Source organism: Paenibacillus sp. J22R160 (genome assembly GCF_059692135.1).
The window spans coordinates 366,802-387,605 of sequence record NZ_JCAUAU010000005.1; the positions used below are offsets into that span (position 1 = coordinate 366,802).

Here is a 20,804-nt window from a genome sequence, read left to right on the forward strand (position 1 = left end):
TTCGTCTCCCCCTCCCTTAGTATTCAATATCCGATTTAAGAAATTTGAACTGCACAAAGGCAATCAAGCTGATAAGAACGCACAGGACGATCCCCATCGCATTCGCAATACCGAAGTTCATGTTTACGAACGCCTGCTGATAAATCAGCATCATAATCGTCGTTGTCCGATAAGCCGGTCCTCCGCCTGTCATGATCAAAATAATCGCAAATACTTGGAAAGCACCGATCGTTCCCGTTACCACGACATATAGCAAGGTCGGCTTTAGCATTGGAAGTGTGATCTGGAGGAACATCCTCCCCGGCTTAGCACCATCCAGTGCAGCAGATTCATAATAATCCTTGGGAATTCCGCCAAGCGCAGCAGAGAATACAACAACCGCTGAACCCACAGAGATCGTAAGCACAATTAAAGATAACGCCAGCGTCGCAGAATGGACTCCCAGCCAATTGACTGACTGTAGACCGACGAGGCCCATGATGTAATTACCAAGGCCAAATTGTCCATTATAGATGTACTGCCACACTAATGTCAGGGAAACAATCGAGGTTACGCCCGGAATATAGAAGGCAGCCTTGAAAAACGATTGCATTTTTTTCGGATAGACATATAGTGTAACCGCTATCATTAGGGCAATTACGGTAATCGATGGAACCAGATACAGGACAAATTCCAGCGTATTGCGAATCGACTTCCAGAAGAGAGGATCCGTGAAAATAGTGCGGTAATTATCAAGCCCCGTCCAGTAGTACTTGGTATAGTCAAAGCCATAGAAGCTGCTTTTGATGGCTTTGAGAATGGGATAAACAACAAACAGCAGAAAAAACAACAACATGGGCAGGACGAATAGCCAACCGCTGATTTCTCTGCGCAAACGGATGCTGCTGAATGTACGCTGTTTCATTGGCTGCTCCTTCCTTCTACCGCTGAGAGGATAAGGCAATGACGGCAGGTGACAACAGCCAACCTGCCGCATCGTTTACTTATTGTATTTGGCAATGGTGTCGTTAAACTTCTTGGAGATAGTATCAATGGTTTGCTTAGGCGTTGACATGCCGATAAACAGCTTTTGGATTTCAGGGAACATCGCGGCTCTCATCTCCGGATAACCTTTGATTCCCCAGCCTGGATCAATCACCGGCCATTCCTTCGTTTTCGTCGCCAACTTAGCAAGGAACTGAAGCTCAGGATCGCTTTCGGTCCAAGCAGGCGCTTTGCCAAGCGGGTTGAAGGACTTCATAGCCGTTTGGAAAATCGTATTGTCTTTCATCGTCCAATAAAGGAATTTCTTCGCCCATTCTTCTTTGACGGCATCCGCATTTTTGAATACGACTCCGAAACCGACTTCAGACTTTAACGCTGCTTGCCCTGGTGTTGTCGAAGGGAAATTGACGTACATGTATTCATGCGGTCCGCTGACGCTTCCGTCTTTCAAGCCGTTCTTAATGATATCGGAGTGGGCAGCCGAGGCAACGACCATTCCGTTCTTCCGCTGCTTCCAATAGTCTAGTGCGTTCGTAGAAGTCAACGTTTCAGGATGCGGCGTGACAAGACCTTCATCGACCAGCGATTTGAAGAAAGTTAGTGCTTTTTCCGTTTCCGGGCTTTCCCCAGCCGTATATTTCGTGTAATCCGCATTAAACAATTTGGCCCCGTAACCGGAGATGATGTTGTTATAAATCTGATCGCCTTGTTCGTTCAGAGCGAACAGCGTCAGTCCGTATACGCCCTTCTCTTTGTTCGCCACTGCTTTCAATGCCGCTTTGAATTGATCCGGCGTCCACGTCCTGTACTCATCTTGCGGAAGCAGATTTTCAGCTCCGGCCTCTTTCCACAAGGATTTATCAAGAATCAATCCGAGCTGCGTCGAGTAGTAGGGCATCGTCACAACGTTGCCGCCTACCGAAACCATTTTCATCATATCCGCACTCTTCTTCACTTGAGCCAGATCTTCTGCTGGAATAATATTCTCCAGGGAAGCCAGCGCGCCCATCTGTCCATACGCCAAAGTACGTCCCGGATAATCCAGAAAGACGTTAGGTGCCGACTTGGAGGCAATCGCTGTCGTGACCTTCTCATTAATGCCGTCGAAAGGGATAAGCTCGATGTTTACCTTAACGTTCGGATGAATTTTGTTCCACTCAGGGAGCAAATCCTCTTTGAACCAGTCGCCGGCCTTTTGCCCCGGCTTGTATGTACCATTCGGGGCGGCCCAGACCGTCAGTTCAATCTTCGGATCTTCCTTCGGGGCTTGCGAAGCTGCAGCTGCCGGACTCGCGCTGCCTGCGGGCGCTGTTGTCGGAGACGGTTTGCTAGAACCCTCATCGGTACTGCACCCTACGGTTGTCGCCATGAGAAGCGATACACCTGCTGCTACAAACCATGATTTAAATGAATAACTTTTCATTTTACGGATCATTCCGTCAGCCCCCTTTTCCTATGTAAAGCGAATTGGATTTATACGTGGAAAACGAAGTCATGTAAGGGGAAACATCTCACGAATACTCATGGTCGAATAAGAAAGATGTCTCATTAACAAATCACTTCTTTGTGCAGCTTCCGTCAAGGGCAAATGCGAATGCGTTTCGTTATAGACACGGTAAAAGCCTTCTGCGAAATTAACGCCGGCCGCCCGGCCGTATTCACCGTTGTAGGATTCGAGCAGCTTGCGAGCGAATAAGCCGCTGTAACCTTGGCTTTTGAATTCATCCATCGCTTTGATCTTCTCGCCTACAACGGAGCTGATATCAATAAACACGTCATTGCGCATCCCGTACAAGCTAAGACCATCGATCGGACTAACCGGCAGCGAAGTTAAGAAGATTTGTTTCACTTGATAGTCCTCCTGACCGTCCAGGTTTTTCAAGAAGAGCGAAACCTTGCTTAGGCCGGCAAACGCCATCTGTGTCGCGATCGTATGCGGATTATGGAAGGCTGTATTCATCGGAAAGTCACAAATCACGATATCTGGCCTTTCCTTGGACACCTCTTCCGCGATTCGGTTCACGATCTCTTCATTAACAGTCGAATAATTGTCATCATAATCAAGTAAAATGAGCTTGGATATTCCGATCGTTTGAGCGGCACGCTCTAATTCCCGCCTCTTATTCAGCGCAATTTCTTCCAATCCCGCATGAAGAAGGCTCTCGTCGGGATTGTCTTTTCGCCATTCCTCGGCGTATTTGTTAGGATGCAGCCGTCCTCCATGTGTCAAAATCAGAGCAACAACTTCATCTCCGCGCTTCGCGTGAAGCGCCAGCGTACCTCCGCAATTCGTGATCGTATCGGCGGGGTGCGCATAAATCGTCATCACTTTCATAGAGCCCTCCTTGTATGATCAGATTGTTGAACCTGTTGACTCCTCTGCGAATCCATCTGCACAGCGCTGTCAACATCAATAGTGTGATCTACCAACAAGGTAGCATAGGCTCCCTAACATTGCGTAGGTGAAATTCATTAGAAAACCTTAGATTTCGTTAGTCCCACAAGAGAATATAAGGAATTCGACCTGTTTCTTAAAATAACAAAGTTGTATGGTCATCTATTTGGTCATCCAATTTGCCCTAACAGCTGCTTACGATACTGTGAAGGCGACAGCCCGGTATTGTCCTTGAACCAAATACTGAAATAGTGCGGATTCATAAATCCGACCTGCAGGGCGATATCCTTGATTTTGTTGGCGGGTTCTTCCAATAGCCGTTTGGCGTGTTCCATTCGCACTTGCCCAACGTAGTCCGTAAAGCCGACACCGACTTCTTTTTTGAATAATTGGCTGAAATAGTTGGCGTTTAGGCCGACCTGCTCGACGACCGAATCAATGCCCAGTCCAACATCGCTGTATTGCTCGTTAATGATTTGCAACGATTTGAGAATACTTCTGCTAGGTTTCTTTTCTTCTTGCACACTCGGACTTAAGTGTTGTCTGACAAGCGCGATGAACTGTCTTCCGTTCTTCTCCAGCGGCTGTGACAATAGCTTTTCCTGTACATCGCCGAACCAACTTTTGCTCAGGACCGCTGATTGGCCGGACTTAATTAGCAGTTTATACAAGTGATTGTAGAGCGAAGCCATTAACGCATACAGTACGTGCGGCACGAGATGGCTGGCTCTGGCATAGACGATCAGCTCTTCCATCACTGCTGCACAGTTGTCGATATCGCGCTGCTCCATGTAATACAGAAGCTTGTTTTCGTATGCTTCAGGGTACTGCAGCTTCCAGGAATCTCCGACGAAGAAGACATTGGTCTGTTCATCCATTCGTTCGCCGACGAGATAATTCAGCAATGTCTTGGCTTCCTCGAACGAGATTTTGATCAAGTTAACATGCTCATATTGGTTGCCTACGAACGCATACATGTGAAGGCCAAGCCTTTCTTTCAACACGGCGATCAACACATTGATTTTATTAAATACTTCTTCATTGGTGCCGTTAAAAATTAAGCAGTACTGTTCGCTCGATAAATAAATACTTATCATCTCATGCCAATTTTCAAATTCATGGATGATCGATTCCGCCCGATCCAGTATCTCTTTCTCATTACCGCCATGCACATGCAAAAGTACAACTCGAAACGAAGTGCTGCTGAGGCGGAAACCAAGCCGCTCCTCGAACATCTGTGCTTCTGACTCCGTCATGCTCCCTTCTATAAGAGAGCGGACCAGCTTCTCCCGCATGAGCGGCTCGCCTTCTCGAACTTTATCAATCATATGATTAAATGCACGGCCAAGGTCGCCAAGCTCATCTTTATATAAAGGTTGGAATTTCAAATTCAAATTGCCCTGCTCGACATGCCGGAGCATGCGAATCATTTTGCGCATCGGCATAGAAATCGTCCTAGAGATGAAGACCGAAACAATCACCATAAGAGCAAGGGACAGCCCTAGAAAAGCGATCCATAAATTGTTTATTCGTTTCAAATCTTTAAGCAGCAAGCTCTCTGGGATTGTGTGAACAAACGTCCAATTCGTCAAAAGGTGCTTCGAATAAGCGACAACATAGTTGTCACGTTCTTCGGTATAATGCCCTTTCGTACCCGTCATTCGAGCAATATCAATGTGGGGATTCTCTGCTCCGCTGCCGGCGGAAAAAATAAAACCATTAGAATCGACGATACTATTCGTACCTTCGTCGAGATTAGATGAGGCCAAATAATTGTTAAGGATCGTTGGAGAAATGGAAACGATGAGATACCCGAGGATTTGCAGATTATTTTTATCGTAAATGGTCTTGAACATGACAATGGATGTCTGCTTGTCACGCCATTTGATGAACGACCATAACGAATTGCTGCTGTTATTGTTGGCCATTTTGTCATACCAGCCTTGCTTTACGAACTCATCGCTGACCAAATAACTGGGCGTGAAATTCATCCCGACACCGCTGTCGTAAACGTTCTGGTATTTATCCACCAAATAAATGGCTTCAATACCATAAAACCTGGCAGATAACTGCCTTAATTGATCATAGATGTAATTGTAAGCTTGTATCCGATTCATGCCGTTCAAATTCGCCGCATTGGCGCTTAAGGGGTCTTGAATATTTTCATTGTAGACGAGGAGCTGTGAGGATTTTTCAATACTTTGAATGTAACTATCCATGCTGCCGGTGAAATACTCTATTTTCTGCAGCATGGCATTGCCTTCCCGGTCCGTCATAAATCGTTTGATATACGTTGAAGAAAGTACCGCAAAGATTATGAGCGCAATAAGCGTAACCAGAGAGAACGATAACCACAGCTTTTTTACCAATTTTAGATCGTGAAAAACCCGGAACCCATTCATAGAGCTTCTCATAACCTTCACCCCCCATAATATCTATTTTTCTAGGCCAAAATTGACATAACCGCGGGTACGCGAAAACGGCACCATACGTCGATGCCGTTTGTGTATGGGTGTTTACTTCGCTGTGTAACCTCCGTCTACCGGAAGGTTCGTGCCAGTTACATATTGGGAAGCGTCGGAGGCTAGGAACACGATTGGCCCCCAGATGTCATCCGACTTCGCCATGCGACCTAACATGGTCCTGTCGTTATAGCGATGAACAAATTCAGGGAGATTTTTCTCCGTCTGGAAGCCTCCCGGCGAGATGCAGTTGCACCTGACTTGACGCGCGCCATAATAACTGGCGATGAATCGGGTGAAGTTGACCATGCCGCCTTTGTGGAAGAAATAGTCCGGGACCAATCCGTTTAGCGGCAGCCCCTCATAAAGCGTAGGATCAGGTCCAACCATGCCTTGAATCGAACCGATGTTAATGATCGAACCCGATCCCTTCTCGGCCATCCAATCTCCGATTACGCGCGTGATTTCGAACAACCCTGTCGCATTAACCGCCATGCTGCGCGCGAAGCTTTCAAGTGAATCATTATAGTGCGACATCGTGCGGGCAACCGCATTATTGATGAGGACATCGCACTTTCCTTCTCGCTCTTCCAGCTTATCACGGATCGCAGCAATCGAGGACAGATTCTCTTGATCGAATTGGATGGCATGCACCGTGTAGCCCTCTTGCCTGAACTTTTCCTCAATCGCTTCAAGACGCGATTCATCCCGAGACGTTACATACACGCTGCCTCCGGCCTGCGCGCAAGCGGTCGCAATCTGCGTGCCGTAGAGCCCAGCGCCTCCTGTCAGTAATACCGTCTTGCCGGCTAGCGAGAAACTTTGCATCACATGCGAATTCAAATCGAATTCCTCCTGTCCCTTGTAGAAGCACCGCTTTTTCTATCGTTACCAAGCCGTCCATCCGCCGTCTACCATCAGGTTCGATCCGGTCATATAACTGGAGGCATCTGAGGCTAGCATAATGACAGCACCTGTCATTTCTTCAGGCTTCCCTACACGGCCAAGCATCGTTTTGGACTGCAACTGCTCAATAAATGCCTCATTCTGGCCAATGATGGTGTTCGGAAAAGGTCCCGGAGATACGCTGTTGCAGCGTATCCCGTATTTCGCCAAATGAGCGGCGCAGTAGCGGGTTAGTTGGACGACGCCGGCTTTTCCTGTGCCATAATTCGGCGGGTTGTTCGCACCGCTATCGCCATATATGGAAGGATCGGGTGAAACGACACCGTACATCGAGGCAAAATTGATGATGGAGCCTCCGCCGCTTTCTCTTAAGAATGGAATGGCTTCCCGGATACAGCGGAACGTTGTTCCTGCTGTCCCGTCTACGCCTTTGTGCCAAACTTCATCTGTCATGAATTCCAGCTCTGCTCCTTTGCCATAACCTGCCCCATAGGTAGCACAGTTGACCAATACGTTCAGCCGCCCACTGGCTGCGAAGTGCACTTGCAGCATATGCTGGATCGAAGCCGTATCAGAGACATCACAGATTATGTTGCGCAGACGACCTTCCTGAATGGCGGTTTCCAGCGTTTTATTGGAACGGAAGGTCAGATCCGCCACCGTGACATCGGCGCCAAAGGCTAGCAGCGCTTCCGTGAGCGCCGAACCGAGATAACCTGACCCTCCCGTAATCACGACACTTTTTTGCTGTAAAGAGAACAGCTCCGTATACATATCCCTGCCTCCTTAACTGCTCTTCGTCGAGCCGTACACAGAATCCGTGCCGGTTCCAGAGGCGCGGTTGATACTAGAGGCAATCCCGCTTAAATACTGGCCAAATCCAACGACATCAGCTCCCACGCTGACAAATTGGTAGCCCATTGCCGTCAGCTCCGACAGGTTGCTCGGACTGCCTACCGTTCCTGCGAATTTGCCGTGCTTCTGAGCAAGACGCGCGACCAACTGGCGTGTTTCTAACAGCAGTGGGTGGTCCCACTTGCCAGGTGCGCCTATGCCTTGGCTGAAATCCCCGGGACCGAAGAAGATCATGTCCAGGCCAGGCAGTGCAATCATCTCCTCGAGCTCAGAGAGCGGCTCCGGATCTTCAATCTGCAGCACATTGAAACGCTGCTCATTCGCCTGTGAGATGTATTCGCCCAGCTCCAAATTGCAGAAAGCGCCATCGGCATTCCCGCCATCGAGCGGGCGACGGCCGATGGGGTGAAACTTCGTATGATGGATAATTTGTTTGGCATCCGCCAGACTCATCACGTGAGGAATCATGATCCCCGCTGCATCCATCTCCAGCGGGCGAATCAGATCGCTATAGCTGCCCCTCGCCACGCGCACAAGGACATCCACATCATAAGCTTTCGCAGCCCATATTTGCCGCTCGATCACAGCCCAATCATTGGGGACATGCTCCATGTCCGTCCAGAGGCAGTCCACGCCAGAAATCCTGGCAGCCATTTCCGTAATTCGCGGGTCAGCGAGATTTAACTTCAGTGCGATTGCCGTTTCCCCAGATCTTAGCTTGCGTAAAACTCGACTCGGACGCATATGAAATTGTGTTGTCATCCTTTGCTCCTCCTTCATGTGTATGCGAAAAACGGATTTAATCCGCAGCGATTTCTTCCAGAGGGACAATTCTTCCCCCTTCTTCCCGGCTACGAATGCCGGCAATGACCATACGCATTAATTCTTCCGTTTCACTGAACGGAAAAGGACGCTCTCCTGTATGCAAGTAATCGATGAAAGCTTCAAGCTGAGTTTTGAAGGAATAAAACGTATCTTGGGAACTGACAGTAGCGCTCGCACTCGTGCCGCACAGCTGCAAGAGGCCATGCGAACCATATAGATCTTCAATCGCAATTACAGCAACATCACCATGTGTGCGATGCTTAAATAACACGATATTTCGTTCCTTGGTTCCAACGTTTTGTGCAGAAAGAAAACCGGGGCCTAGAATGGGGTAAATGGACTCCAAAGCGTGGATGCCGTAGCGCTCCCAGCTTTTGCAAGTCGTGATGCTTGTATAACGAAGTTCTCCTAGAGAATGAATTGAAGTGCGATAAGGCATGAATTCTTTGCAATAGCGCATGCAGCTGGAGGACATGATTCGGGCGCCATCCCGTACCCATCGCTGGAATTGCCTAAGATCAGGCTCATTATCAACCAACGGTTTATCAACAAAAATAGGAATTCCTGCTTCGACGAACGGCCGGCAGCGTTCCACGTGCTCATGACCTTTATCCGTCGTGATCATAACAGCATCCACATGCCCGATCACATCCTCTGGCCAGCTCACGATATGAGGAATGAGAGCCGCTTTCGCCACGTGTTCCGCGTCCTTGGGATCATCTGTCCAGATGTGCGTCACAGAAGCGCCTGGAATTTGCAGGTTTTCATTTGGTTCTTTTGCAAGATAGGCTGGAATAGCCGGATAGGGGCACTCTGCCATCGTTAACTTATTATAGTTGTTGAACATGGCACTCCAGGAGTAAGGGTGGCCGTTCCCCTCCACCATCCCGAGAACCGCAATGCGCAAGGGTTGCATGAAGTGCTCTCCTCTCATTTATCGTCCATAGCGGTTGGTGTATAGGGGTAACCCAGCTTTCGGGAGATCTGATGAGCTGCCGCCTTAATGCTTTCTGCCATTTCGGGCAAAACGTCTGGCGCAAATCGGTGCATGGCCCCTGATAGGCTAACCGCACCCTCGATGGTCCCGTACATATTAAAGATTGGAGCCGCCAAACAACGCGCACCCTCTACAATTTCTTGATCATCCATCGAAAATCCTTGCTGCCTAACCTGATTTAATTCAGCAAATATGGATTCAGGTGAAATAAGGGTATGTTTGGTCATTGCCGGCAGTCCATGACGTGTAATTAGCTCCCTAACTTTATCTTCCGGCAAGTAAGCGGTCATGGCTTTTCCCATCGCTGTAGCATGAAAAGGAGATTTGGAGCCTACAGTATCTGTCATGCGGAGCGGTTGTGTACTCTCAATAATGTCCACATATAGCACCTCGCCGTCCACTAGAACACCTAAATTGATAGTGTCTCCAAAGCGCTCTGAGAGCTTTTTCATTTCTTGCATCGCAGAGGCTCTAAGTGTGTTGCGTTCCAACAACCCTCGCGTCAGCATTAATTGCTTGTAGCCGAGACAATACTTGCCGTTGTCGTCACTTCTACTGATGAACGCCCGTTGTTCCAACGTCAAGATGATTCGATAGGTCGATGATTTGGGTTGATCGAGCAGATCCGTCAGCTCCAGCAAATTCAGGGAACCATGTTCAGCCAGCAGCTCCAGCAAATCCAACGCTTTGTCAATCGTTTGGATAGTGTAGCGTTCCTGTTTCTGACTTACATCCATGCTCATAGGTAAGTTTGCTCTCCTTCGTTAAGATAGCTTAATGAGCTGCCCGCCATCCACCACGAGGCAATGGCCCGTCATATAACGCGAATCGTTCGTCGCCATAAAAAGCGCAGCGTCGGCAATCTCCTCCGGCACTCCGGCGCGTCCCATCGGAATCGTTTGCAGATACGGCCCAAAAGCGGCCGGATTATCGATCAGCGGCTTCGTTAGCCGTGTCTCGATAAAGCCCGGACACAGCGCGTTGACGCGAATGCCAAGCGGCGCAAGCTCAATGGCCATGGACATGGTGAGCAAGTTGATGCCGCCTTTGGTTGCATTATAGTGCGCTTGATCCTTCTCTGCTGCAAGGCCGTTCACGCTGGACATATTAATAATCGAGCCGCCTTTGGCCTGCTTGACGAGCACCTTCGCAACGGCTTGCCCCGCGAGAAACGTTCCTTTCAAGTTAATGGCCATATGCCGGTCCCACTCCGCTTCCTCGATCTCTAGGAAAGAGGCCGGGCTGCAAATCCCCGCATTGTTGACCAATACGTCAATCGTGCCCCAATGACTTAGCACCGTATCTACCATCCGGTCAACATCCGCTTTGAACTGCACATCGCCATCTATCCAAATGACCTGCCCGCCTTGTTCAATAATTTCCTCGGCGGCTGCTTGAAGCGCGGCCTTCTCCCTCCCGGTGATAGCCACCTTGGCTCCTTCTGCGGCAAAGCGGACAGCCGTCGCCTTCCCTATGCCGGTTGAGCCGCCGGTGATAAGCGCGATCTTATCTGTCATTCTCATCCGGTTTTCCCCCTTATAAGCGAGCCAGCGCCCGATCAACAGCCGCTAACGTCTCTTCAATTTCCCGCTGGCCATGTGCGGCGGAAATGTACCACAGTCCGTTGGATCGAACCAGCACACCCTCCTCCAGCATGTTACCTGAAAACTCGGTGTACTTAGCCGCATCCCGCTTCATAAAAGAAGCGAAATCGTCTACTTTCGGCTCATGCGTAAACATCATATGGAAGACAGGCCCTATATGGTTGATGAGGCCAGGAATCCCATGTTTCACGAGCAAGCTGCGAATCCCTTCGACCAGCTTGCTTGCGTTTGTTTCCATCTGCGCAAAAACCGCACCCTCCTCCTGCGACAGTTCTGCAATGGTCGCCAAAGCGGCGGCCGTCGCAACACCATTCCCGTTAAGCGTACCGAGATGGCTGACCGTGCCGTTCTCAATGAGTACCATGATTTCCTGCCTGCCGGCCACAGCACTGATCGCGATCCCTCCGCCCAAAGCTTTGCCGATCGTAACCAAATCTGGCTTCAGCCCGAACCTCCCGTGCGCGCCGCCAAGGCCGAGCCGGAAACCGGTAATCACCTCATCCAAAATCATGACAATGCCCAGCTCTTTCGTCAGCTCCTGCATACACTCCAGATAGCCCGGCTTCGGCAATACGCAGCCCGAATTGCACATCACGGGCTCGGAAATGACAGCCGCAATGTCATCCTTATGCTCACGGAGCGCCGCTTCCAGCGCAGCAGTATCATTCCATGGCAGCAGAAGAATTTCCTCAAGCGCCAAATCGCTCTGCCCACCTGTGCCTGGGACAACTGGTTTGTCTTCTACAGCGCCGACTTGCGTGCTGGACTTACGCATATCCGAGCTTGGAAACGAGGTGAAAATGGTATCCGACCACCCGTGATAATGGCCGTGGAAGCGGACGACTTTTCGCTTGCCGGTGTGCGCCCTAGCTAATCGGAGCGCCAGCATGACCGCTTCTGTGCCCGATCCGCTTAATGCTACCTTGTCCGCACAGGGTAAAATCTCTGTCAATCGACGAGCTAACGCGATCTCTCCCTGATGCTGAAGTCCGAAGGTAATCCCGCGCTGCATGGCTTCATAGACACGCGAGGCGGTGGCTTCATGCGCATGGCCTAGAATCAAGGGTCCATAGCCGAGCAAGTAATCAATAAATTCGTTGCCGTCCACATCTCGGATGATCGGACCTGATCCTCCAGCGGCGAATAAAGGTGTAGGTTTCATCGCGCTTCTTAAGGAACTTGCCACCCCGCCAGCCAAAAAAGCTTGTGATTCCGTATATTTCTGCCTCGAATTCTGGGTTTGCATCATCGTGAATCCTCCCTATTCGTTGCTTCATCGTACATTCCGAATCTCGGCACTGGCGTCTCATCTAAAGGATAAACAGGGCGCAGGACATGATGATAGTCAAAATGCGCCAGATTCGCGTTGCAGCACCCCGGTGAATCCACGTTAATCACATGCTTGGCGAACGATCCGAAAGCCGTCTGCCAAGCGAGCGCCGATTTGGCCACGATGATGTGATAATCAGCCGGCCATAGCCCGACCGAGCGCACATGACCAACGTCCCACGGGGCCACCCGTTTTTCCGTCAAAATCAGCGTCAACTGTCCGCATTCAACGACGGCTGTTAAGCCCATCTCCGCTTGCTGCCCGGTCATATAAGGCCCAACATGCCGATAATGCCCGTCGAACAGCAGCCGGACTTTGCCCTTAACCTTGACCGGTTTGCCGTGCAGCTCATCGCTTTTACCGCCGACCCAGCCTTCGAATTCGCCTCCGATGCCGGCGTGCCTAGCAGCTTCCACCGCTTCCTGGTCGCGGATCACGATCAACGCTTTTTGCGGCGAAGCTATCAGCTCCGCTAAGACATGAGTCGCGTCAGCCGGAGCCCCTCCTCCGACATTATCGGAGCCTTCCGCGATAATGACGGGACCTTCCGGCTGGGCGAGAGCTTCGGCTACTGCTTCGCGCGGTGTCAGATAGGACACATTAAACGACGCCTTGTGGTCGATAGCTATCTGCGCAAGTTCCGCCGCACAGCGATTGGCCAAGTCCGGATCACCGTCCGTGGTCACAACGATCGACATGCCTGCATCCGGCACATCGCTGTATGGGAAGCCTCCCGCCACCGTCACGTTCAGGACGCCAGGGATGCGCTCCATGCTGAACGCAAGCTCCATTAGCTGCTTCATGCTGCCCTTATCGGTCAGCATACCTTGCGGTACAACCAGCATCCCCGTGTGCGCTAACGCCCGTACCGGACGAATGTCCCCTCGGATTTTACGGATTAGCAAATCAAAGGCCTCGACAGCCCGTTCGTACATATCCACATGGGGGTAGGTATCATACCCGACGATCAGATCCGCATGCCGTACCATGTCCTGACTGATATTGCCATGCAGATCAAGTGTCATGGCGATCGGAAACTCAGGCCCCAGTCTAGCGCGAAGACGCTTGAGACATTCGCCTTCATAATCAGGGTACGGCTCGGATACCATGGCGCCGTGCATGATTAAGATCAGTCCTGCCGCCTCACTGTCGATACTGCCCACAAGTTCGTCGATCAGAGCGTCTCCTGCAGCCGCCTCCACCATTCCGCTTGGCGTCGCCGCTGCGTACAAGCCTGGTATCAAGTCGATGCCATGGCTCGCTGCCGCTGCGATCACCCCGCCCATGGAGGTTCTTGTTTCCGCGTACCGTGCGGTAAATGCTTTGAATCCAACTGTCCACTGATCGCAAAAATGGGGCAGATCCGTTACGCCCGGCGCGAACGTATTCGTTTCGTGCAAAATACCAGCTACAGCAATCCGAAGCTGACGGTTACTCATCTTCACGGCTTTCTCCGCGGCGGGAAGCGGCGTAAGCAATGGCGTCAATCTCTACTAAATAGCTGCCGATGGAGCATCCAATCGAGGTTCTGGCAGGAAAAGGCTTCTTCATGACGTTTTCATACGCCTTGTTATAGCCCGGGAAATCCTCCTGTCTGGAAAGGAAGGCATTGATTTTCACAATATGATCGAGCGAAAGTCCAGCCGCCTCTAGAATGGTCTCAATATTGCGCAAGCATTGGACGGTTTGTTCCTCAATCGTTTCGCCAACGACCTCACGGGTAGCGGGATCCACGCCGACTTGGCCTGAGACATAGACAAAATCACCGGCTCGGAGCGCCTGGGAAAAAGGAAGCGGGAATTCAGGCGCAAGGCTCGTATGAATATGCTGTGACATACGTATCATTCTCCTTTATATGGATATCTCCATGTTCGTTCATGTTCGTTCATGCTACTTCACTTTGCCTCTTGCATCTACGGTGATGATTCGCTCTAGCTGACCATTCCGTACGCCCAGCAACTGATTATGCAAATTGGTAACAGCGCAGCAATGATTCGGAATAATGGCTACCACGTCGCCAATTTTCAATTGAACACCATCTGGAACGGATAAAATACCATGCTCCTCGCTGAGCCTCTCCACGAGGATATCAGGGAATTCCGTGATCAGCCCAAAGCCTTTGCGATGAGCGCTGCTGTCACTCGACAGTGTCTTTGACCCAGCATCGATGATCACAGTGCCCGACCTCGGCGTGCTGACGACAGTCGCATAAATGCGCATTGCGCATTCCTCTTCGCCGATCAGCCCTGTGTACAGCTGGGAGCCGTCTCCGAACACGTACGCGCCCGGACGGATCTCGGTGACCCCGCTTCCGGCGAGCTCGCCAATGAACTTCGACGTCGGCGTTGAACCGACGCTAATGTCCGGCACATCGACGCCGAGTCTCCTCAGTTCGCGCTGCGATTCCAGCAGCGCTTCCGCCTCGGCCAAGGCGACCTCCAGACAATCGTCGGCACGACTCTTGCCGTACGCTTGGCCCGCATGCGTCATCAAGGCGGCTAACCGGATGCCTGGCAGCTTCGCTATTTCTAGCGCTAGCTCGGCCGTCTCTTCCCCGGGCTCTTTCCCACAGCGGTTCAAGCCGCTGTTGACATCCAGATAGAGCGGAACTCGCAGCTTCAGATGTTCACCAAGCTCCGACAGCCCTTTGGCCACCTCATAGCTGTCTACACTGACAGACACCTTGATTTGCTGCAGCAATCGCCCGAGTCGCTCAAGCTTAATGCGGCCTACAATCGGATAGGCGATCAAGATATCGTCTATGCCTCCATTCGCCATAACCTCGGCTTCGCCTAACTTTGCTACGGTTATGCCGGAGGCCCCGTGCCGCAGCTGCTCCTGCGCGATCCAAATGCTCTTATGCGTCTTTGTATGGGGTCTTAAACGTACGGCTGCGCTCAACGCTAAGGTAGCCGTACGTTTAAGATTGGCATCCAGCCGATCCAGATCTATCACAATTGCCGGCGTATCCAAGTTCTCCTCGAATTGCATCCCTACACCGCCTTTCTTCCTAGAGATTTACGATTTGGCCGTGTAAAATAACCTGTTGAATACGGATCTCCTCATCTATAAGAAGAAGATTCGCCCGCTTGCCTTGTGCAATACTCCCCATTTGATCCTCCATGTGAATGACCTTTGCCGGGTTGAGGGAAGCCATTCGGAAAGCATCCACAATTCCGACGCCCGCATGAACCATCATATTGCGCACGGCTTTGTCCATCGTCAGTCGGCTTCCTGCCAAGTGGCCAAGATGGTTCCAATTCACGTCGGAGGTGTCTCCTTTATCAACGCCGGCATCCGGCATCGCATCCGTAATAATGATGACACGATCCGTCCCTTTTGTTTTATGAATCAGCTTCAGCATCAAAGGACGGACATGAATGCCTTCGCTATCAGGGATCACTTCGGCATAAATATCGTCATGAACAAGAACGGCCTCATCGACACCAACTTCACGCGTTCCCCCATAGCGGGATGGGGAGGGTGTTACGCCAGAAGCATTTGTACAGTGACAACCGATTCTCAGACCTTGAGGGACAAAGCGGAAGATTTGCTCCGCAGTCGCCTCGGAATGACCGACGGACAAAGAAATATTGTATTTGGCAGCTTCATTTACAAAACCATCCTGACCATCGAGCTCTGGAGCCATCGTCCAAACCTTGATCCGATTACCGGCCTCCCTCAATATGTCACCATATTCCTGTGGATCAACCGGACGGATCGGGGATGTGATGGCCCCGTATTTTTTATTAATATACGGACCTTCCATATGAATACCTACGATTGCTTCCACAAATGGCTTACTCGACTCCATCGTTGACAGAATGGTTCCAAGTCCATCCCGAACTTGTTCCCGACTCTCGTTGTATGTAAACGTAGGAAGAATCGCTGTCGTCCCATGCTTCAGGTGCGTAAGCGCAAATGCATAAGGCTGTTCCCACGACCATACCCCGCCTCCGCCATGGCAATGAATATCGACAAAGCCTGGAGCGATATAGGCGCCTCCCGCATCCAGCACCTCACTCCCCGTCGGCACTTCCACGCTGCCCGCTTCTCCTACACCGACGATCCACCCGTTCTCGATGTGAACGAGTCCGTTCGGGATCAACCTGTCTGCCGTCACAACCGTGCCGTTTTGAATCACAATACTGCCTTTTGCCGACATCTAGCCACCCCTCATCTTAAATTGAAACCACAGTTTCACTGATGAGTATAACAACTAGTAAACGGGCCTAAAAGATAAAAAAACTCAGATTGAACCTACCTAAGAAAAGTGACCATAGCCCGTAGGAAAGCGCATACAAATAGAACAAAACCAATAAAATTCTACTATGATCCAAGGAATTTAACCTTTTCTGAGTAGTTGAGTAGATGGATTACTTTGCAAATAACGCCGATTTCTCCATCTATTTCCCGCGGATCCTCCACTTTTGGCCAACTAACTGGATTTTCTCCCGCTAATCTTCACGTATCCAGGGAGTTTCGCCCAGCTGCCGACGATTTAGCTGGAACTTCTCCCGCTATTCTACTCCCAGTCACTCAACAGCGCAGATTAATGGTAGATTTTCCATCTATTTCCTCCGAAGCAACTTACTCATCATCTGTGTGGAGCTGCGCCAAGTTGAGTAGATGATCTACTTTTGCAAATAACGCCGATTTCTCCATCTATTCCCCGCGATTCTCCCACTTTTGTCCAACTAACTGGATTTTCTCCCGCTAATCTTTACGTAAGCAGGGAGTTTCGCCCAGCTGCCGACGATTTAGCTGGAACTTCTCCCGCTATTCGACTCCTGACAGACTCAACAGCACAGATTAACGGTGGATTTTCCATCTATTCCTGCTAAATCCCAAGTAAGATCACCCCTCCATGCCAATCATACCTACTTCCTGTTCCCTATCACCCCCCTTCAACAAATGCGAAATCCATCCTCATAAATAGAACTCCTACTCATAAGCTATATACATAATTGCAGAATGGATGTGACCTGTTATGGATTCCTATACGGCACAAACTGGCGATACTTTAAGAAGTGTCGCCTATCGTATGCGTCTAGATATACATAAACTACTATCTCTCAATCCCCATATTCAAAATCCCGATACTTACATAGCTGGGCAAACGGTGAATTTAAAAAGAATGATCCATATTCCCATCGCTACGCCTCAGCCTCCTGAAACCGATCTTAAACAGTGGATTCCTTTGACTTCATTAGAAAAAATGTCAGAAACCGAATACGACGTGCTTATTGTAGGTGCCGGTGCGGGAGGTCCTGCCGTGCTATGGAGATTATGCCAGCAATGGGGATTAGACGGCAAAAGGATTGGTATCGTCGAGAGAGGAGATCTCCTGATTCCCACGCACAGCATGAATATTCCTACATTGAATGCATCGCGCAAACGTGACTTATACAAAAATATCTCGTATCCGCTAGGCAAGTCCCAACCCGAATACCCGGGAGCATCTCAAGTTTTCGCGCTCGGCGGCAAAACCTTGTTCTGGTCGACAGCCTCGCCTCGTATGCATCCCGTCGACATGAAAGAATGGCCGATCTCTTACGAAGAATTGACCCCCTACTATAACATTGCTGAACGGATAATGAATATTTCGAAAGGATATACGCAAGATTCTACGATTACAAAGACGATGCTCGAAATACTTAGAGGATGCGGTTTTCCAGAGATCACAGAGCTCCCGACGGCCATTGATCTTTCGGCAACGAAGTTCGGTCAGGTCCATTCTAACGCTTTATTCAGTTCCATCGCCTTTCTGGGTTCAGCCTTAAATCAACGACCGTTTGATTTGGCCGTTAATGCACGCGCTGTTCAAATCTTGTCCGAAAATGGAAGCGCAACAGGTTTGCGAGTCATGTCTCCCGATATGACATCTTATTTTATCAAAGCAAAAACAATTGTCGTGTCCGCGAGTACCTGGGAAACCCCCCGCCTACTCTTGAATTCCGGCATTCCAGGAAAAGCGATCGGTCATTATTTAATGAACCACTCCAAAATCGTGGCGACCGTTAAGATTGACCGCAGCTATTTCCCAGACGTGTTGGGAACGCTTTTTATTTGGAAGCCTCGAACAGCTGTTGAGCCCTATCAAATGATCCTATATGGACCGGATCTAGAAAGATATTTATGGTATCCGGTTTTTGAAAATAAAGAAGTCCTAAAGGAATTTGATATCGGAATCGAAACTTTGGGTGTTGTAGAGCCGCAGTTTGAAAATTATATCTCTCTTAACCGCTCTAGATTGGACGTGTATGGGGTTCCAGAAATACAAGTTCATTTCTCCTACAGCGAGAAGGATAAGATCATTATTGGCAAAATGCTGCATGCCACAAACCATATGATCTCCAGTCTTCAAGGATCCATTGGTGCCAAGAATCACCAGCCCGAATTAGCTTTTTACGTACCGGGAGAAGATTTCCACGAAATGGGGAGCTGCCGCATGGGGAATGATCCTTCTACTTCTGCAACGAATCCATATGGCCGTATACACGGAATGTCGAACCTCTATGTGGCTGACAATAGCGTTATACCGTACAGCGGTGCCGCCAATCCTACATTGACAACAATTGCCTTAGCCATTCGGACGGCTGATCATATTATCCATCAATTAGCAAAATAAGCCCTGCCGGCATAACCGGCAAGGCCCATCATCAAACCTCCGTAGATCGCCGAACAACCAGCTCCCCTGAAAAAAGAGGCGTTTCAGCTACGTTTCCTTCTATCGTATCCAGCAGCAATCTCATAGCTGCTTCGCCTATTTGCGGACGAGGATAATGGATCGCCGTCAGCGGAGGGTCCGTCTGCGAGGACATCAGAATATCCTCGCAACCAGCAACAGCCAGCTGACTCGGCACCCCGACACCAGCCTTGCGGCAAGCGGCGAGGCAGCCTGCAGCCATCAGATCATTGGCGCAAACCAGTGCAGTGAAGAGCGCGGACTGACGAATCAATTCAGCATGCAACACCCGTTCAGCCGACTCAAACCTGCCTCCACCATTCAATAAATCCTCAGAACGCCATGTGGAGCCTGCTTGTCCCAAGGCATGAATGAATGCCTGCAACCTGATTTCATAATGCTGCGCACCATCACCACTGCCCATAAAGCCAATCCGAGTATGGCCTTGCTGCTGCAAATGACGGACCAACTTACTCATCTCGGCTTCCCAATCCAAATCCATATAGGGTACTGAAGCGCCCGAATCTGAACCCGCTGGCTTCAAAGCAGACACAATCGGCATATCAAGCGCCAGAAAATGCTCCACCACCTGCTGCTTCAGCGATTGTCCAAGCAGTAGAATACCATCCACTCTGCCCATGAACAAGCTCTTGAGCTGATCTTCTTCCTCTTGCTTGTAGGTTTGGAAAAACACAAAGTACCCTCTGTCTTTCGCATGCTGCTCGATATTTATCAATAGACCGGCCTCAAAAGGGTTCCCGAGATAGTTGATCAGCACGGCGATCTGTCGCGACTTCTTCGTTTTCAAACTTTGCGCTAATAAATTCGGTTGATAGCCAAGCTCGCGAATGGCTTCCAGCACTTTCTGCCTTGTCTCTTCCTTCACAATCTCCCGATTATTCAAAACATAGGAAACGACCGCAGAGGAAACTCCTGCGCGGTCGGCTACATCCTTTCTAGTTACCATTCGCTTTCACCCTAACAAATGTGATCAAATCCCAAACGTATTGCCCCCGTTAACCGAGAGACATTGCCCAGTAACAAAACCTGACTCCGACGATGCTAAGAACACGACGGCATTCGCAATATCTGCCGGCTCCCCGACTCGCCCAAGCGGCACGCCGGTTCGGTATCCTTCCGTGCTGACTCCCTCATGCCGCTCCACAGGTATCCAACCTGGTGCCACCAAGTTGACCCGGATACCGTGAGGTCCCAGCTCGCTTGCCCAAGATCGCGTCATGCCTACCATGGATGACTTAGCCGTGACATAGCTGGAGAAGTTGGCATTCCCGATTTGCACGACTTCACTGCCGATATGAATAATACTTCCCTCTCTCTTCAACTTCATTCCCGGGAGCACTGCTTGCGCAAGCAGTAAAGGCGCTTTCACAAAGAAATCCAGTTGATCCAAGTAGGTCTGCCATGTACTCTCTTCAATCGATAGCATCGGCTGAGGGCCTGTCGCATTGTTGACCAGAATATCAATGCTCCTGCCAAAATGCTGCTCCACTCGCTCGATGAGCTCGCTAACTTCTCCCTCGCTTGTGATGTCAGCGCGAAAAGATGTAGCGCTGCCTCCTGCGGTAGTAATCAGCCGAACCGTTTCCTCTGCATCCTGCACGCTATATGCATAGTTAACAGCAACATTCGCTCCGGCTGCCGCAAGCGCAGCTGCGATATGACGCCCCAGTCCGCGTGACGCTCCTGTAACAAGCGCGACCTTGCCCTCTAACCTTGTTGATGAACCCAAGATATCCA

The 20,804-nt window shown here is 50.1% G+C and carries 18 protein-coding genes; 1 reads left to right on the forward strand and 17 read right to left on the reverse strand.

All coding sequences use genetic code 11. The features are described 5' to 3' along the window. Positions 1-16: 16 nt before the first annotated feature. From AC58UW_RS15285 to AC58UW_RS15355, 15 genes are all read right to left on the reverse strand, one after another. Positions 17-904, reverse strand: a complete 888-nt coding sequence (locus tag AC58UW_RS15285) for a carbohydrate ABC transporter permease (RefSeq protein ID WP_497421491.1) — start codon at positions 902-904, stop codon at positions 17-19. A 75-nt stretch (positions 905-979) separates the two neighbouring features. Continuing rightward, a complete protein-coding gene (locus AC58UW_RS15290) occupies positions 980-2,419 on the reverse strand; it encodes an extracellular solute-binding protein (protein ID WP_497421492.1) in 1,440 nt (479 codons plus the stop codon). Positions 2,420-2,476: 57 nt separating this feature from the next. Continuing rightward, positions 2,477-3,319, reverse strand: a complete 843-nt coding sequence (locus tag AC58UW_RS15295; protein WP_497421493.1) for a PIG-L deacetylase family protein — start codon at positions 3,317-3,319, stop codon at positions 2,477-2,479. Positions 3,320-3,549: 230 nt separating this feature from the next. Further along, the gene (locus AC58UW_RS15300) at positions 3,550-5,793 is read right to left on the reverse strand and encodes a helix-turn-helix domain-containing protein (RefSeq protein ID WP_497421494.1); all 2,244 of its coding nucleotides are present in this window, start codon (positions 5,791-5,793) and stop codon (positions 3,550-3,552) included. Positions 5,794-5,895: 102 nt separating this feature from the next. Then, positions 5,896-6,684 (reverse strand): SDR family NAD(P)-dependent oxidoreductase, encoded by a 789-nt coding sequence (locus tag AC58UW_RS15305; RefSeq protein ID WP_497421495.1) that lies wholly within the window; start codon positions 6,682-6,684, stop codon positions 5,896-5,898. A 45-nt stretch (positions 6,685-6,729) separates the two neighbouring features. Beyond that, positions 6,730-7,521 carry an SDR family oxidoreductase gene (locus tag AC58UW_RS15310; protein WP_497421496.1) on the reverse strand — a complete coding sequence of 264 codons (792 nt, stop codon included), beginning with the start codon at positions 7,519-7,521 and terminating at the stop codon, positions 6,730-6,732. Between the two features lie 12 nt (positions 7,522-7,533). Continuing rightward, the gene (locus AC58UW_RS15315) at positions 7,534-8,364 is read right to left on the reverse strand and encodes an HpcH/HpaI aldolase family protein (RefSeq protein WP_497421497.1); all 831 of its coding nucleotides are present in this window, start codon (positions 8,362-8,364) and stop codon (positions 7,534-7,536) included. A gap of 37 nt (positions 8,365-8,401) precedes the next feature. Continuing rightward, positions 8,402-9,343, reverse strand: coding sequence for a Gfo/Idh/MocA family oxidoreductase (locus AC58UW_RS15320; protein ID WP_497421498.1), 942 nt, complete (start codon positions 9,341-9,343; stop codon positions 8,402-8,404). Between the two features lie 14 nt (positions 9,344-9,357). Continuing rightward, positions 9,358-10,167 carry an IclR family transcriptional regulator gene (locus AC58UW_RS15325; RefSeq protein ID WP_497421499.1) on the reverse strand — a complete coding sequence of 270 codons (810 nt, stop codon included), beginning with the start codon at positions 10,165-10,167 and terminating at the stop codon, positions 9,358-9,360. Positions 10,168-10,188: 21 nt separating this feature from the next. Then, the gene (locus tag AC58UW_RS15330; protein WP_497421500.1) at positions 10,189-10,947 is read right to left on the reverse strand and encodes an SDR family NAD(P)-dependent oxidoreductase; all 759 of its coding nucleotides are present in this window, start codon (positions 10,945-10,947) and stop codon (positions 10,189-10,191) included. 13 nt (positions 10,948-10,960) lie between these two features. Further along, positions 10,961-12,277, reverse strand: coding sequence for an aspartate aminotransferase family protein (locus AC58UW_RS15335; RefSeq protein ID WP_497421501.1), 1,317 nt, complete (start codon positions 12,275-12,277; stop codon positions 10,961-10,963). After that, positions 12,274-13,797 carry a M81 family metallopeptidase gene (locus AC58UW_RS15340; protein WP_497421502.1) on the reverse strand — a complete coding sequence of 508 codons (1,524 nt, stop codon included), beginning with the start codon at positions 13,795-13,797 and terminating at the stop codon, positions 12,274-12,276. Before AC58UW_RS15340 ends, AC58UW_RS15335 begins: the two co-directional genes overlap by 4 nt. Continuing rightward, complete coding sequence (locus AC58UW_RS15345) at positions 13,790-14,194, reverse strand: RidA family protein (protein WP_497421503.1); 405 nt, start codon at positions 14,192-14,194, stop codon at positions 13,790-13,792. Before AC58UW_RS15345 ends, AC58UW_RS15340 begins: the two co-directional genes overlap by 8 nt. Positions 14,195-14,248: 54 nt before the next feature. Next, a complete protein-coding gene (locus AC58UW_RS15350) occupies positions 14,249-15,349 on the reverse strand; it encodes an alanine racemase (RefSeq protein WP_497421504.1) in 1,101 nt (366 codons plus the stop codon). 19 nt (positions 15,350-15,368) lie between these two features. Next, positions 15,369-16,523, reverse strand: coding sequence for an N-acetylglucosamine-6-phosphate deacetylase (locus AC58UW_RS15355; RefSeq protein ID WP_497421505.1), 1,155 nt, complete (start codon positions 16,521-16,523; stop codon positions 15,369-15,371). A gap of 825 nt (positions 16,524-17,348) precedes the next feature. Here AC58UW_RS15355 and AC58UW_RS15360 point away from each other — a divergent pair. Then, a complete protein-coding gene (locus tag AC58UW_RS15360; RefSeq protein ID WP_497421506.1) occupies positions 17,349-18,989 on the forward strand; it encodes a GMC oxidoreductase in 1,641 nt (546 codons plus the stop codon). A 31-nt stretch (positions 18,990-19,020) separates the two neighbouring features. Here AC58UW_RS15360 and AC58UW_RS15365 read toward each other — a convergent pair whose 3' ends face one another. Together AC58UW_RS15365 and AC58UW_RS15370 are read right to left on the reverse strand one after the other, a co-directional pair. Then, positions 19,021-20,013 carry a LacI family DNA-binding transcriptional regulator gene (locus AC58UW_RS15365; RefSeq protein ID WP_497421507.1) on the reverse strand — a complete coding sequence of 331 codons (993 nt, stop codon included), beginning with the start codon at positions 20,011-20,013 and terminating at the stop codon, positions 19,021-19,023. A gap of 24 nt (positions 20,014-20,037) precedes the next feature. Further along, positions 20,038-20,796 carry an SDR family oxidoreductase gene (locus AC58UW_RS15370; RefSeq protein ID WP_497421508.1) on the reverse strand — a complete coding sequence of 253 codons (759 nt, stop codon included), beginning with the start codon at positions 20,794-20,796 and terminating at the stop codon, positions 20,038-20,040. Positions 20,797-20,804: the final 8 nt, after the last annotated feature.